Here is a 15,037-nt window from a genome sequence, read left to right on the forward strand (position 1 = left end):
TTAGCTAAATTTAGCATTTTAATATATTGACAAAGATAAAAAAGAATGATATACTATAAGTAGGACAGTAAAAATAGTTAAAAGTTCTGCTACTTCCGCCAAGCGGAACATAGCAGTTATACTATTTAGTCCTATATAGTTCTTTGGCACACTTTGCCGGAAAATCGGCGCGTTCATTACATTTTTTCTCTCAAATAGAGAAGATTCAAGAATTTTCCCTCTTCTTTACTGTTTTTGCATAAAATAAAAATAAAATAATAAAAAGACAGGCAGTTGGAGCGCCCGCAAAATAGACAATGCATGGGATGTCTATAGGGTTACACTCCACAAAACGGTAGAGAAGCGTTCGTTATATGGGCTGAGGTTGAGCATGGTTTCATTCGCAGATAAGAGTTCCTTTATAGGCGTTCTTACCTGCGAATGGATCCTATACCTTTGTGTCCACGGACCCGCGGTTCACTTATTAATTTAATAAATTGGAACCCTCCGGGTCTTTTTTTTATAAAAATACTAAAAATAAAAAATACCGTCGCCAAACAGCGAAGGTATTAGTCAAAACATTAAGCCTATCTTGAAGTTAACTGCTTATTTTCCGTTTTATAAATTGCGCTGTAATAAAAATACCAATACCTGCTAATATCATCCCGTCCGCAAGGTTGAAAAAACTTTTATCTATAATATTTATATAATCAATAACATAGCCAAAGACAATTCGATCAAAAAGATTTGATATACCTCCGAGGATAATCAAACTATAAGCTATAAGTTCTAAACTATAACTTTTTATTTTGAATTCTTTAAAAAAGAAAAATACAAAAATCACAACTAAAGCAATCCCTATAAAATTATAAGCTATTCCGACAATTGGCAGACTAAAAGCTCCGGCATAATTTGTGAATAATCCAAACTTAATAAAACCACCCTCAAAATTTATTGAGGGGGCTAAATATTTCATAAGTCTATCTACGACAAAAAGAATAACTGAAATAACAAAGTAATATTTTTTCATGTTGCATTGATTACTTACGCTTCTAAGGTAAGTTTTTTCTTACATTCTATACACGATGAAGAAACCGGTCGAGCCAAAAGACGCTTTTCCGCAATCGGTTCGTTGCAATACTTACAAATGCCATATTCACCTTTTTCTAACCTAATAAGTGTTTCGTTAACATCTTTCAATGCCTTTTCTAAAGTATCCTCTAAAGTAAGATTTTTTGTGTATTCGGCAACCTCAGCCGCATTCTCGTCGGACTTGTCGCCCATCTCCGGAAAGCGCGTATTATAATCATCTTCCTCCACTGTACTTTTATCAGCAAAGGCAGAAAGTTCGTTTTCCAAGTCTTCTTTTTTTGCTAAAAGTTGTTCTTTTATCTTTGCTAAAAATTCTTTTGAAAATACTGATTTACCCATATAAATATCAATTTATGAATTATACCTATATTATACAATAAAGCCCCAAATGGTCAATATAGCTAAAATATTAAAATATAACCGGCTTTATGAAATATATACATACAATCTTTAACTTTTTTCGAATATTTTAGCTATTTTTTATCTAAATTTAGGTAAAAATAGCTAAAGCTCTTGACAAAATAATTAAAATGTGCTATTATTAAAATAATTAAAATGTGCTATATTTTTCTTAAATCTAAAATAAAAAATTGCCTGGGTGGCGAAACCGGTAGACGCAGGGGACTTAAAATCCCTAGTCCACATGGACGTGGGGGTTCGAGTCCCCCTCCAGGTACTAACGGCTCATTTTTAACAAAGTCAAAGAAAGGAATGGAGAGAAATGAAGAGCTATAACCCCTGTCTCACCACCGCCGACCCCTTAGGATACAGCAACATGAGCGATCTGGAGCCTCTCGTTCCCGGAATCTTCTCGGACGACGAGACCGACTCTATGCCCCTGCTCTGTCAAGAGTTAGGACTGCCGGCAGACGCCATCAGCGTCTTCAAGCTCGGCTTGGACTACAAGTCCTTCCAGCTCCGAGCGAGCGATATGGACATCTCCCCTGATCGTCTCTATGACGAAACCGAAAGCAAACGCTTCGACCGCCTCTGGGACGGACAGAAGAACGATCCCATTCCCGGCGTACACACGCCCTGCACCAACAGCATCGACTGTGAGTGCCTTGACTGTAGGGAGAATAACTGCCACAACGAGATGGATCAGAGCGCAAGCATCCTTGACCTAGTAAATGAAGAAGAGAATCTCTACAAGGAAGCTCGGCCCGAACCCGAGGTGGTGGAGAAGTGGAGCATACGAACCATCGACATTCGTTACAATGAGCGTCGCGACACCCGGCGCGTGAGCTACAATGCCCGTCGCCGTATCATCGGCGACAAGAGTGGCAAGCGGGTGATAACCTTGTCTCGTAGAGATATGGCTCTTACCCACGTCATCGTGAACGGCCAGTCCTTCAAGGTCGGATGCGTCACCTAGCTCCTTTTTCCTACCAACACATGCCCCGCAACCAATTCTGGTTTGCGGGGCTTTTTCTTTCTTAAAAAATAATTAACTCTCTACAAGTTTTATTTATTAGTCATCCGGAATTGCGCGGCGCGGGCAACATGACTCTTGTTAATATTTTCCGCATCTTCCAGGTCGGCAATAGTTCTGGAAACTCTTAACAATCTATAGTAACTCCTAGCTGAAAGATTATAAAAATTACAAACATCTTTTAATTTTTGATTCGCTTCGTTATCCAAAATACAATGTTGTGATATCTGCTGTGAATTCATTTCGCTATTTGTAAAAATATTCTCATTTTGAAATCTTTCTTCTTGTATCTTGCGACATTTTTCAACACGCTCTCGGACGGTTTTTGACGACTCTCCTTCAACTCTTTTTTCCAGCTCTTCAATTGGAACCGCAGGAACTTCAACGTGCAAATCAATTCTGTCCAATAATGGCCCTGAAACTTTTTTTGAATATTTCAAAATTTGCGCCGGAGAACATTTACAAGGATGCGAAGCGTCGCCATAATATCCGCAAGGACAAGGATTCTGCGCGGCAAGCAAAATAAACTTTGCCGGAAAACGCAAAATTCCGGCAATACGAGAAACGGTGACAACCCCATCTTCCAAAGGTTGACGCAAACTTTCTAATACTGCTCGGCCAAATTCCGGTAATTCATCCATAAAAAGAACTCCTCGATGCGCCAAGCTAATTTCTCCAGGTTTTGGACTACTACCCCCACCAATTAATGATACGGCTGATGCAGTATGGTGTGGTGAACGAAACGGTCTCCTCATCACAATCGGCTTTGTGCCGGAAAGATACCCGCAAACAGAATATATTTTACTTACTTCTAACGCTTCCCTAAAACTTATCTTTGGTAAAATAGACGGTAAAGCTTGGGCAAGCATACTTTTCCCAGAACCCGGAGGACCGAGAAGTAAAACATTGTGTCCACCAGCAGCAGCAACCTCAAGGGCATATTTCGCTTGCTCTTGGCCTTTTACATAAGCAAAGTCATAATCATATGATTCGCTCTCATAATCAAAATTGAAGACCTGCTCTTCTGAAGGAAGAACCTCTTTTTCTCCTCTCAGGTGCGCAACAACATGACGCAAACTATCCGCCCCATATGCTTCTATGCCAGGAACAATCGCTGCTTCTTTAGCATTTTCTTGCGGTAAGATAATTTTTTTAATTCCTTTTTCTTTCGCAAGAAGCGCGCAAGAAATAACACCATTTACTTTTCTAAGATTTCCATCAAGCGCCAGCTCTCCTAAAAGCATTATTTCTTCTTTTGGCTCCGGAAGAACACCGTTAGATACTAAAATACTTGCCGCAATCGGCAAGTCATATAACGAACCCTCTTTTTTAATATCCGCAGGCGCCAAATTAATTGTCGTTTTGGATGGAGGAAATTTGAACCCACTATTTTTTATTGCGCTTCTTACCCGTTCTTTGGATTCTTTTATTGATGCGTCCGGAAGCCCTACGATAGTAAACCCCGGCAATCCATTTGCTATGTCCGACTCTACTTCTACCAAAGCGCCTTCTAATCCGATGATTGCAGATGTTAAAATCTTGGACATAAAAATGTTTATAAATATTTAATATATAACTATTTTATAAACCTCAAAAAATAAAGTCAAGTGTTTGTTTTGTAATTATACTTTAACTATAATCAAACACCTCCGATTAGCCGGAGGTGTTTGAAATTGTATGAAAATATTAAATATCTGATACTAACTTTTACACTCTTTATTACTGCATTTTTCTTTTCCTTTTCCATCAACAACTATAAGCGAATCACACTCCGGACATTTTTTTCCTGTTGGTTTTGACCAAAGAGCAAAATTACATTTTGGATAACTGGAACATCCGAAAAAAATTCTTCCGCGTTTTGTTCTTCTGGCAACAACGTGTCCGGTTTTACAGCTGGGGCAAGAAACGCCAGTATCGTCGTTTATCGGTTTCATGTTTTTACATTTTGGATAACCCGAGCATCCTAAAAATTTTCCATATTTCCCTTCTTTGATAAGCATTTTCGATCCGCATTTATCACAAAATTCATCAGACTCCTTAACCTCTTCTTCACCTTTTTTACCACCCAACGGCTTTGTAAACTTACATTCTGGAAATGCACTACATGCTAAAAATTTTCCATATCGCGACATCCTAACAATCATCGGAGCACCGCAAACTTCACAAACTTCTTTTGTTTCTCCTTTCAAAACATCAGATTTTTTCACTTCTTTATATTTTTCTATTAAATTTTTCTTAAATGGTTCATAAAATTCTCTAATAACAGGTTCCCATTCTTTTTTCCCTTCGGCAATATCATCGAGGGCATCTTCAAGATGAGCCGTAAATTCATATTCTACTATTTCTGGAAAGTTTTCTACCAAAAGATCATTAACTAGGAGGGCAATTTCTTTTGGCTGAAATTTTTTGTTTTCATCACGAGAAACATATCCACGTTCAACAATTGTAGATATAATCGGCGCATATGTAGAAGGACGCCCAATACCGTGTTCTTCCAATGCTTTGACCAATGTAGCGTCGCTATATCTCGCAGGCGGTTCTGTAAAATGTTGTTTTGACTCCAATGCTTTCAGTTTTAGTTTATCTTTTTCATTTAATTTTGGCAAGATTACGTCTTTGTTATCAGCCCCTGATATTTTCATGAAACCATCGAAAAGCATAATATTACCATTAGCTTTGAACCGATAATCTCCTGCTGAAATTTCTGCTGTTGTTTGTAAAAAACGAGCCGGTTTTGCTTGGCTAGCTACCGCCCTTTTCCAAATTAAATCATACAAACGCAATTGGTTTCTATTTAAATGCTCTTTTACATCTCCCGGAACTCTTGCTATTGACGTTGGGCGGATTGCTTCATGGGCTTCTTGCGCGCTTCTTGTTTTTGTTTTAAATTTTCTAGATAAACTTTCGGCATATTCCACACCAAGTGTTTTGCTTATCCAATTCTTAACTTCGCCGGTAAATTTTTCTGACAAATTGCACGAATCAGTACGCATATAAGTAATGAGACCAATATGTCCGCTACTCGCCAAATTAATACCTTCATATAATTCTTGCGCTAACTTCATTGTTTGTTTGGCGCTAAATCCAAGGTGTTTATTAGCTTCCTGTTGCAAAGAAGATGTTGTAAATGGTGCTTGTGGCTGACGTTTTGCTTCTTTTTCTTTCAAATCCTCTATTACATATGAAGCGTCCTTTAACTCGTCTATTATTTTTTTTATTTGTTTTTCGTTTTTTATATCAAGCTTATCCAATGTCTTATCGCCTGTTTTATATAGTTTTGCGGTAAACTCTTTTTTGTCTTTTAATAGAACCGCATCCAAACTCCAATACTCGTCCAGTTTAAAGTCTTGCACTTCTCTTTCACGCTCTACCACAAGACGAAGGGCCACCGATTGAACGCGTCCCGCAGAAAGTCCTTTGGCAACTTTTTTCCATAAAAAAGGAGATAACTCATACCCTACTAAACGATCCAAAATTCTACGTGCTTGTTGAGCATCTACTAAATCCATATCAAGGTGCCTTGGATTTTCTATCGCTTCAGCTAAAGCTTCGTCAGTAATTTCATGAAAAGCAATTCTTTTTGCGTCTTCGGGTTTGATGTTTAAAATATGACAAAGGTGCCACGAAATAGCTTCGCCCTCTCTGTCTTCGTCAGTTCCAAAATATACCTCGTCAGCGCTTTCTCCTTCTTTTACCAGTTCATTCACTTTTTTTGTTTTTTCTCTTGGAATAATATAGTGAGGCTTAAAATTATGTTCTATATCAATCCCCATCTCGCTTTTAGGTAAATCGCGTATATGCCCAAAAGAAGAGACTACTTTATATTTTCCCTTCAAAATACTGCTAATTGTTTTTGCCTTTGTGGGTGACTCAACGATAAGTAATTTCATAAATTATTTTGATTTTCTATTTTTAATTATCTTTTGCTCTGGATACCACTCTTTCCTAAGCTCTCCTGCCAAAAAAAGCGAACCCGTAATAATTAGCAAATCATCTTTTTTAAGCTTCTTTGATACTAAGACTAAAGCATCCTTTGCATAATGATTATAATATAACTTAAAATTGTTTTGTTTTGCAAGTTTTGACTTCCAGTCGTTATATCCAAACGCTTTTCTAAAAGGATTTGAAAATCTGGTAAAATAAATGGCATCAAAATATTTTATTATCTCCAAAAAAGATTTTTTTATTTTTTTATTTTTTGCCATTCCCAAAATTAAATATTTTTTTCCTTTCTTTTTGGAGTAGGTTTTTAAAAATTCTATCATTGCATTAAGTTTATCTTCGTTGTGCGCGCCATCTATAATTATAAGTGGTGTTTTCTGGACTACCTCCATTCTCGCCGGCATAAAAGCAGTCTTTAATCCTTTACTTATTTGATTTTTATCAATTTTGAAATATTTTGCGCACTCTATTGCGAGAATAGCATTTCTTGCTTGGTGCGCCCCTGGCATATTCAATTTATATTGTTCATCTTTATATTGAAACGTTGTGCCATCTAAGTTTGTTTCAATATTTTTTAATAATTTATAGTCAACGATTTGCAATTTTGATTTTTTTGCTTCTTGCTTAAAAATCTTAATCCATCTTGCATCTTTTTCACCCGTAAGAATTGGAACACCGGGTTTTATTATCCCTGCTTTTTCTCTGGCTATTTCTTTTAATGAGCTAAAAATATCCAGATGGTCTCTTCCTATATTCGTGATTATAGTGAAAACGGGTTTTTTTATAACGTTAGAGGTGTCAGCTCTTCCTCCAAGTCCAGTTTCAATTATAACGGTTTTACATTTTTTTATATAAAAATAATAGATCGCTATACAAAAAGACAGCTCGTAAAAATTTAGCGCGTCTTCTTTTGTTTTTAATACAAATTGATCAAGTTTTTTTATAAAAAAATTAAGCAGATCTATAAGCTCTTTTTCCCCAATGTATCTTCCATCAATCTTTATTCTTTCAATAAAAGCGGATACGTGAGGAGATGTATAGCTTCCTGTTTTTTTTTCACTACTTGAAAAAATATTATGAAGCATCTCCGTAAGTGAGCCTTTTCCACTGGTACCTGCAATATGTATTATGTTGAGCTTGTCTTGAGGGTTGCCTAAAAAATCTAAAAAATTTGAAATTTTATTTAACCGCTTTCTTGCCATTGCCGGTGTTCGTTTTGTCTGCATCGCAGAAGCGTTATTTAATGAATGTAAAAAAATAAGCGCCTCTTCATATGTTTTTATACTCTGCATAACTATATCTTTATATACTTTTTTCCTTCTATTACTTTTATTGCTTCTAAAAGTTCCAAATCAATAAGCTCTCCCATTAAATCAGTTAAACCAATTCTTGTCAAGCCAGCTATTTCATCTACTGTTTTTGGACCATTTATTAAAACTTCCAAGATATTCTTCTGCCAATCATTCGTTGGTTTAAACTCTGTTTTTTGGATATTACTCTCTACTCCATAAAACTCTAATATATCTTTTGCGTCCGTTACTAAGTGCGCCCCGCATTTAATAAGATAATTTACGCCTTCAGAGTTGGGCTCAAAAATTCCATTTGGAATAGCAAAGATATCCGCTCCAAAATCAACCCCCAGCTTGGCGGTAATAAGAGTTCCTGATTTTTTTCCGCCTTCAATAATTAAAATCCCGTCCGAAAGTCCGGCAATAATTCTATTTCTCATTGGAAAATGAAATTTTTGAGGATCAGCATTTGGAGGATATTCAGAAATGATTGCGCCTCCGCAAAAAATAATTTTTTCTGCCAAGCCAACGTTTGCGCTCGGATAAATTTTTTGTAACCCAGAACCCAAAATGGCTACGGTTTTTTCGTTATTATCTACCGTAATTTGATGTGAAAAACCGTCGACACCATATGCTAGCCCACTTATTATCGTGAAGTCTCTGCATAAGTCTTTTACAATTCGACTCACTGCTCGCTGACCATAAGAACTCATTTTTCTAGAACCCACTACGGCTAAGCATTTTTTATTAAAACAGGAGATATCCCCCTTATAAAAAAATATTGGAGGCGCGTCATAAATATTTTTTAATTTTTCCGGATAATTATTATCTAAAATAGTTACCACGTTGATGTCTTCTGGAAATTTTAATTTTAAAATTTCTTCGCTTCTTGATTTTATAAATTCATCGAACGCTTTGCCTTGTATTCCTAATTTAAAAAAAGCGTCTTTCGGCGCCTCCAGTGTGTCTTCTATTTTTTGAAATCCTTCTAATATTTTTCGAAGTTCTGTTGGTTTTGAATAGAAGTATTTATTTAACAATAACAAAATCTCTCGCATAAATTTTCTTTTTTTATAATTACTTTACAACAACAACCATTTCTTTTTCCTTGATGTCGGTTCCATTTTTAATAATTGCCTTAACCGTGTATGTACCTGAAGATGTTCCGCTTCCGTCCCAAGGAATAGAGGTGTATCCATTTGGATATTGCTTTTCTCCTATTTTATAATAATCCATATTGTCACTTTTTTTATACCAAAGAGAAACATTTTCTGCCTTAGGCATATTAAATGTTATATTTATTGGAAAGCTTATAATTACAAAATTATTTTGTGGAGATATCCAGACAAATTCATTCGCCACCCCTCCTCCACTTGTAGTGTTTATATTAATTTCATGATTATTGTTATTATCAATATCGTCATAACTAACCACCTTAAGACGATGAAAGCCAGAACCTATCCCTGAAGGCAAGCTTATGTTGCCATAAAAAGGATATACGTTGGCAGTATAAAGTAAGCTATCATCAATATAATATTCAACACGAGAGACTCCTCGCGGGGCTGACGTTTTTACGCTTACTGTAAAACTTCTCCCGACCGAATCATTATTCCCTGGGGAGGTTATTGATATCTGTGGTTTATTAATTGGCACATGAACATCGTCATATCCGTTTGGCGGAAGTTCGCTTAAAAAATTATTTTTTTCTACCCACTTTTTCACAGCATCTTCCCAGGCGTTATAATATGGATCTTTTGTGGGATCGGCCGGGACAGGACCTTGTGGGTTGCTTCTATCTACATAATATAAAATATTATGAATCTCTTTGTATGTCTTCTCTACAATCGAGCTCTCAGGTGTAAAATCGGTCGCAAGCTGTCCTGAATATTTATCAATCTTTACAATGGAGCCTGGAATTTCTTCGCCGTCTAAAATAGGTTTTCCAATTATAACTGGTTTAGGTTTTACAAATTCTTTCGTTTTGTCTTTTACTGCTTGTTTTATAAATTGATTCCAAATCGGAGCGGCCACAACTCCTCCGGCTGCCCCACGCTTCATTTCATTATTATTATTATTGCCCACCCAAACACCAACAGCCAAATCCGGAGTATATCCAAGTGTCCAGGCATCTTTATAATCATTCGTTGTTCCTGTTTTTACTGCGGCTGGAAAACCAACATTTAAATAATTATTTGCGCCAAAAACATATTCACGCGCAGCATTATCAGAAAGAACGTCGCTTATTTGTCTGGCAATTTCTTCATTAAGAACTTTTTTTATTTTTATTTTTTCTTCATAAATTGTTTTTCCTTTGGAGTCCAATACTTTTAGTACTGGCGTTATATCTGCACGTTCCCCATCATTAGCAAAAGCAGAAAAAGCGCTAACATGCTCTAAAAGCTTTACCTCTCCTCCGCCCAAAACAAGAGAAAGCCCAAACCTTGAACGATCTTTTAATGTTGTATACCCCAACGAGTCGGCAAGATTTAAAACTTTTTCTACACCTGCTAAATATAGCATTTTTACCGCTGGAATATTTAATGACCCGGCGAGCGCCTTTCTTGCCGAAACCGGACCATGTTCTTTTAAATCATAATTTTTTGGTGTATAACCATCTTCCTCAATAATAGTAGGGTGTGTTGTCTCAACATCAAAAAGAATTGTGTTTGGCGTATAGCCCATAGAAAATGCAGTTGCATAAACAATTGGTTTAAAAGATGAGCCCGGCTGACGTGAACGAAGAGAAACATTTACATTACCATCAATCTCTTTGTCGTAATAATCAAGAGAACCCACCATGGCCAGCACCTCGCCTGTTTTTGGGTCAAGTGCCACCAAAGAGGCATTCGTCGCATTGAAAGAGTTTATAAGGTCTTTTTTGTCCGTTATCGCCTCTTCAGCAAACTCCTGCATATCCAAATCTAATGAAGTTGTAACCCTAAGCCCGCCCTGCTCTACCATTTGTTCTCCGAGTATTTCACTTAAATACTCTTTAACATAAAATACAAAATGTGGCGCCAAAATAGAGGATGCCTTTTCTTGTAAATTAGAAAAGACGTCTTCTTTTTTTGCTGTTTCCGCCTCTTCTTTTGTTATATATCCTTCTCCAGCCATCGAATCTATCACATATTTATATCTAGCCTCAAGATCATCGCGGTGCGAACCAAAAGGATTATAGTATGTTGTTGCCTTTGGTATAGACGCGAGCATTGCTGCTTCAGCAATAGAAAGGTCTTTTGCGCTTTTAGCAAAATATCTATTAGAAGCCGACTCAATACCATAGACAACAGAACCATACGGAATCTCATTGAGATACATTTTCAAAATTTCATCTTTAGAAAACTCATTTTCCAGCTGATATGCAATAAGAAGCTCTTTTATCTTTCTGGTATATGTTTTTTCTGGGGTTAAAACAGCATTTTTGACGAACTGTTGTGTGATTGTAGATCCGCCAACTCGACTACCAGTTAATATATTTTTTAAAACAGACCTTATAAAACCCTTAAAATCAAATCCATGGTGTTCATAAAAATTTCTATCTTCTGCAACCAATGTCGCAAACTTAACATAGGAAGATATTTCATCAAGCTCTAGAATAACTCTACTTTGGTCTCCATGAAACTCGTATAAAAGCTTTTCCCCTGTACGATCGTATATTTTTGTAGTTTGTTCAACTTGGCGATCAATAATCTTGTCCGGGCTTGGTAACTTTTTCATAAGCCAAGCATAATATCCCGCACCAACAGTTCCACCGACGAAAAAAAATAAAAGAAAAATTAAAAACAAGGTTGAAATCATTTTTTTCAAGCCTTTTTTATTTCTTTTGTTTATTTTTTTATATTTAGTAACCCGTTCCTTAAATTTTATTTCCGTATCTTTCCATTTTTTTGGAGAAAAATATTTCATAAAATAACACGAAAATTAGCGTCTCGTTCTTTATATTAATACAAACTCTGTATAACGTCAATAATAATAGTATATCATAAAACTAATTTTTTCAATTTTAAAATCCCGCCAAGCGGGATTTATAATATTCTACAGCGCTTCTTGTGTATTATTGTTTTATCGGCATTACAACATAAATATAGTTATTGTCCCCGTTCGGGCGAATAAGACACGGACTGTTTTCGTCTATCGTTTCTAGCGTTGCCTCTAATGATCCTAAATTAGAAAGTCCATCAACAAGATATCTGTGATTTAAAACAATTTTATTTTCTTTCCCGTTTACAACCCCAGAAACAATAGTTTTTTGTTCTCCCGTTTGATTATCTGTTGAATAAACCTCTACGCTTTTTTTTGTTGGTAAAATATTTAATTTTATATCATTGAGCCCGGAGCGAGAAAACAGGCTTGCGCTTTTTGCGCCAGACAACAAATCAGGGACAGAAAGTTTGGCGATTGTATTAAACTCTTTTGGAATAATTTGTTGATAGTCTGGAAATGCCCCCTCTATAAGACGGGAGGTTAGCTCTGTCCCGTTGTATCCAAAAAATACTTGCCCATCATCAACACAAACCTCCAATAAATCATTATCACCAGAAATTATTGATAAAATATTCGACAATTCCCAGGTTGTTTTAAGTGGAATAATTATTTGAATATTATCTTTTGATGATTTTTCTGAAAGGGTTATCTTTTTTTCAGCTAAACGAAAGCTATCTGTGGCAACTAGTGTGGCTATCCCTGGCTGAGAATTAAAACTAACAAAAACGCCGGAAATTTCTGGTCTGGTTTCAGTTGGTAAAACAGCAAAAGAAACTTGCGACAATGCTCGTCGTAATTTTTGCCCATCAATATAAAAAACTGTCTTTTTTTCTATTTGTGGGATTACTGGAAAATCGGTTGAATCAATGCCTTTTATTTTTGTTGTTTTATTCCCACACGAAACGCGCAAGAAACCATCTTCTAATGAAAGTGTCGCGTTTTCTTTTGGTAACAAAGAAACATAGTCTGCTAAAAGCTTTGCTGGAACGGTATATTCTCCATCTGCTTCTGACTTACCACGAATTTTTGTTGTAACGGCAATTTCAAGATTTGTAGAAATTAATTTTAGCGTGTTATTAGAAACTCTAAGCAACACATTATTTAATATGGGAAGATTGATGTTTTTTGTATTAATGTGGCTCGCAACCAAAAGTCCTTGTTGTAGATTTTCTTGTGTACAAACAAACTTCATAAAGCTATGGACTGTAAGCAGTGGGCAGTAAACTCTTATCAACAGTTTTTGTTTATCTGTTTTGCAATACAGCTTTTCTTCTTTATATTTATTAATAGATAGTACTAGTAGTAGGTCTGTGGATAGCGGGGATAAAATAATTTTTTTTATAAAAAAGAGGTTAAATAAAACAATTTAAACCCCCCTTTATTGTTTATAACCCGTTCTTTATTTTGTGTGTGTTTTCGGTCTTTGTTAACAGCTTGTAGATGTCAAAATATTTCTTGTGGAAAACCCGTTGTTTTATACACTGTTTTTCCACACCGATATCTACAACTTACCCCCACAATATTATATAGTGGGGCTGTTATAGGCGTTCTGTTTTAATGTTTCCAAATCTTGTTTTAATTGTATATTTCCTTCTATCGCTTTTTTTATTTTACTACATGCGTGCATAACGGTCGTATGGTCTTTCCCACCAACTTCCTTTCCTATTGTTGGGAAAGAAAAACTAAGTTCCTCGCGCATTAAATACATTAAGACTTGTCGCGGCCAAGCAACTCTTTTTTCTCTTGTTTTCCCAAAAAGCTCATTAGTGTCTAGGTTATAAAAATCACAGATCGTGTTTACTAGGTGTTTTGTTGTGATGTTTTTTTTTGTTTTATTGGGAGCAAAACCAGAAACAATGTTTTTTATGATTTCAAAAGAAGGAGAGGCGTTCCGAAGTTGATGATAAGCAATTATTTTTGTTAAAACACCTTCCAGTTCTCTAATATTGCTTTGGATGTTTGCCGCAATGTATTGTAATATTCGCCTGTCAAGGTTATATTTTTTTTCTTGGCATTTTGATTGTAAAATAGCGATTCTTGTTTCAAGGTCTGGGGAGGATATGTCGGCAACCATTCCCCACTCAAGACGGGAGCGAAGACGCTCTTCAAGCCCGGGAATTTCTTTTGGCGCCTTATCACAGGTTACAATAATTTGTCTGTCGGATTGGTGTAGTTCGTTATAGGTATGGAAGAACTCTTCTTGGGTTCCTTCTTTTCCTGTTAAAATTTGGATATCATCTACCAACAATAAATCAACCCCGCGGTACTTGTCTTTAAATTCTTTCATCTTTTTTAAGCGGATTGCGTTTGTGTATTCTGTTGTAAATTTTTCGCAGGTTAAATAAAGAATTTTTGTTTCCGGGTTTTTCTTTAAAAGTTCGTGACCAACGGCGTGCAAAAGATGAGTTTTCCCAAGACCGACGCCACCGTATATAAATAGAGGGTTGTATGCTTTTCCGGGTCTGGCAGCAACCGCTTGGCAGGCGGCGTGTGCCAACTCATTGCTTTTTCCAACGATAAATGTGTCAAAAACATATTTCGGGTTAAGCCCAAACTTATTAAGACGATCCCTTTTTTGTTCAGGAACCGCTGTCTCAGATGGGTTTATTTGAGAATCTTTTATAATAACTACATTCGTGTTTAGTGAATATCTCGGCTCAACTTTATAGATCAGGCCGAGTAATGGCTGTCCGGTTAGTTTTTGAAGAGTTTTTTTAATTTCCTCGTTATATTTTTGTTCAAGCCAGCTTTTTGTAAATGCGTTTGGAACAGCTATTATTATATTATTTTTTTCAAAAGAAGAAATAGAGGTATTTTTAAACCACGTCGTAAAATTTGCTTTTGATAAAGTTAGTTCTAGCTCACCCAATGCGGATTGCCAAAGCTCATCATTATTCATATTTTGAAAATAATTATTAGCGACAATACCTTATTAGGAATAATAGCATATATGTTAATAACTTTGCAAAATTGTGGAAAAAAGAGGCAAACTGTGGATAACTTTTTAAAAATGTGGATAAAGTTGACAGGGGCATTAAAAACTGATATAATATATTTATAAAATTAGTAATTACCCAATATGCCTAAACGCACTTATCAACCAAAAAAACGAAAAAGAGCCAGAACTCATGGGTTTAGAAAAAAAATGGCAACAAAAGCCGGTAAAAAGGTTTTGAAAAGCCGAAGAGAAAAAGGAAGAAAAAAGCTTACTCCATAAATCTATAACCCATAACTCGCAATTTAGAATTCATAATAATTTTTTTAGGGTAACCTTATTGAATTGTTACGGGTCCTATGTTCCGTGTTATATGATTTTGTG

The 15,037-nt window shown here is 36.0% G+C and carries 11 protein-coding genes and 1 tRNA gene; 2 read left to right on the top strand and 10 right to left on the bottom strand.

Features of this window, described 5'->3' with window-relative positions; all coding sequences use genetic code 11:
- Window positions 1–577: 577 nt before the first annotated feature.
- Together COU51_02545 and COU51_02550 are read right to left on the bottom strand one after the other, a co-directional pair.
- A complete protein-coding gene (locus tag COU51_02545) occupies window positions 578–1,009 on the bottom strand; it encodes a hypothetical protein (GenBank protein PIR66694.1) in 432 nt (143 codons plus the stop codon).
- Window positions 1,010–1,023: 14 nt separating this feature from the next.
- The gene (locus COU51_02550) at window positions 1,024–1,263 is read right to left on the bottom strand and encodes a hypothetical protein (protein PIR66704.1); all 240 of its coding nucleotides are present in this window, start codon (window positions 1,261–1,263) and stop codon (window positions 1,024–1,026) included.
- Between the two features lie 400 nt (window positions 1,264–1,663).
- Here COU51_02550 and COU51_02555 point away from each other — a divergent pair.
- A tRNA-Leu gene (locus COU51_02555) sits at window positions 1,664–1,750 on the top strand.
- 174 nt (window positions 1,751–1,924) lie between these two features.
- On the opposite strand, the gene COU51_02560 is transcribed toward COU51_02555, so the two are convergent.
- The 8 genes from COU51_02560 to COU51_02595 form a co-directional block, all read right to left on the bottom strand.
- A complete protein-coding gene (locus COU51_02560; protein ID PIR66695.1) occupies window positions 1,925–2,161 on the bottom strand; it encodes a hypothetical protein in 237 nt (78 codons plus the stop codon).
- 374 nt (window positions 2,162–2,535) lie between these two features.
- Entirely contained in the window at window positions 2,536–4,050 is a 1,515-nt protein-coding gene (locus tag COU51_02565) for a hypothetical protein (GenBank protein PIR66696.1), read from the bottom strand.
- A 153-nt stretch (window positions 4,051–4,203) separates the two neighbouring features.
- Entirely contained in the window at window positions 4,204–6,393 is a 2,190-nt protein-coding gene (locus COU51_02570) for a type I DNA topoisomerase (protein ID PIR66697.1), read from the bottom strand.
- Window positions 6,394–6,396: 3 nt separating this feature from the next.
- Complete coding sequence (locus tag COU51_02575; GenBank protein ID PIR66698.1) at window positions 6,397–7,737, bottom strand: hypothetical protein; 1,341 nt, start codon at window positions 7,735–7,737, stop codon at window positions 6,397–6,399.
- A 2-nt stretch (window positions 7,738–7,739) separates the two neighbouring features.
- The gene (gene dprA, locus COU51_02580; protein ID PIR66699.1) at window positions 7,740–8,792 is read right to left on the bottom strand and encodes a DNA-protecting protein DprA; all 1,053 of its coding nucleotides are present in this window, start codon (window positions 8,790–8,792) and stop codon (window positions 7,740–7,742) included.
- 19 nt (window positions 8,793–8,811) lie between these two features.
- On the bottom strand, window positions 8,812–11,640 hold the full coding sequence (locus COU51_02585) for a hypothetical protein (protein ID PIR66700.1): 2,829 nt from the start codon (window positions 11,638–11,640) through the stop codon (window positions 8,812–8,814).
- 148 nt (window positions 11,641–11,788) lie between these two features.
- Window positions 11,789–12,910 (bottom strand): DNA polymerase III subunit beta, encoded by a 1,122-nt coding sequence (dnaN, locus tag COU51_02590; protein ID PIR66701.1) that lies wholly within the window; start codon window positions 12,908–12,910, stop codon window positions 11,789–11,791.
- Between the two features lie 330 nt (window positions 12,911–13,240).
- Window positions 13,241–14,617: a chromosomal replication initiator protein DnaA gene (locus COU51_02595; GenBank protein PIR66702.1), complete on the bottom strand. Its 1,377-nt coding sequence runs from the start codon at window positions 14,615–14,617 to the stop codon at window positions 13,241–13,243.
- 180 nt (window positions 14,618–14,797) lie between these two features.
- Between COU51_02595 and COU51_02600 the strand changes: the two genes are divergently transcribed.
- On the top strand, window positions 14,798–14,935 hold the full coding sequence (locus COU51_02600; protein PIR66703.1) for a 50S ribosomal protein L34: 138 nt from the start codon (window positions 14,798–14,800) through the stop codon (window positions 14,933–14,935).
- The last annotated feature ends 102 nt before the right edge of the window (window positions 14,936–15,037 follow it).

It is taken from the genome of Parcubacteria group bacterium CG10_big_fil_rev_8_21_14_0_10_36_14 (assembly GCA_002772895.1).
GTDB lineage: Bacteria > Patescibacteriota > Patescibacteriia.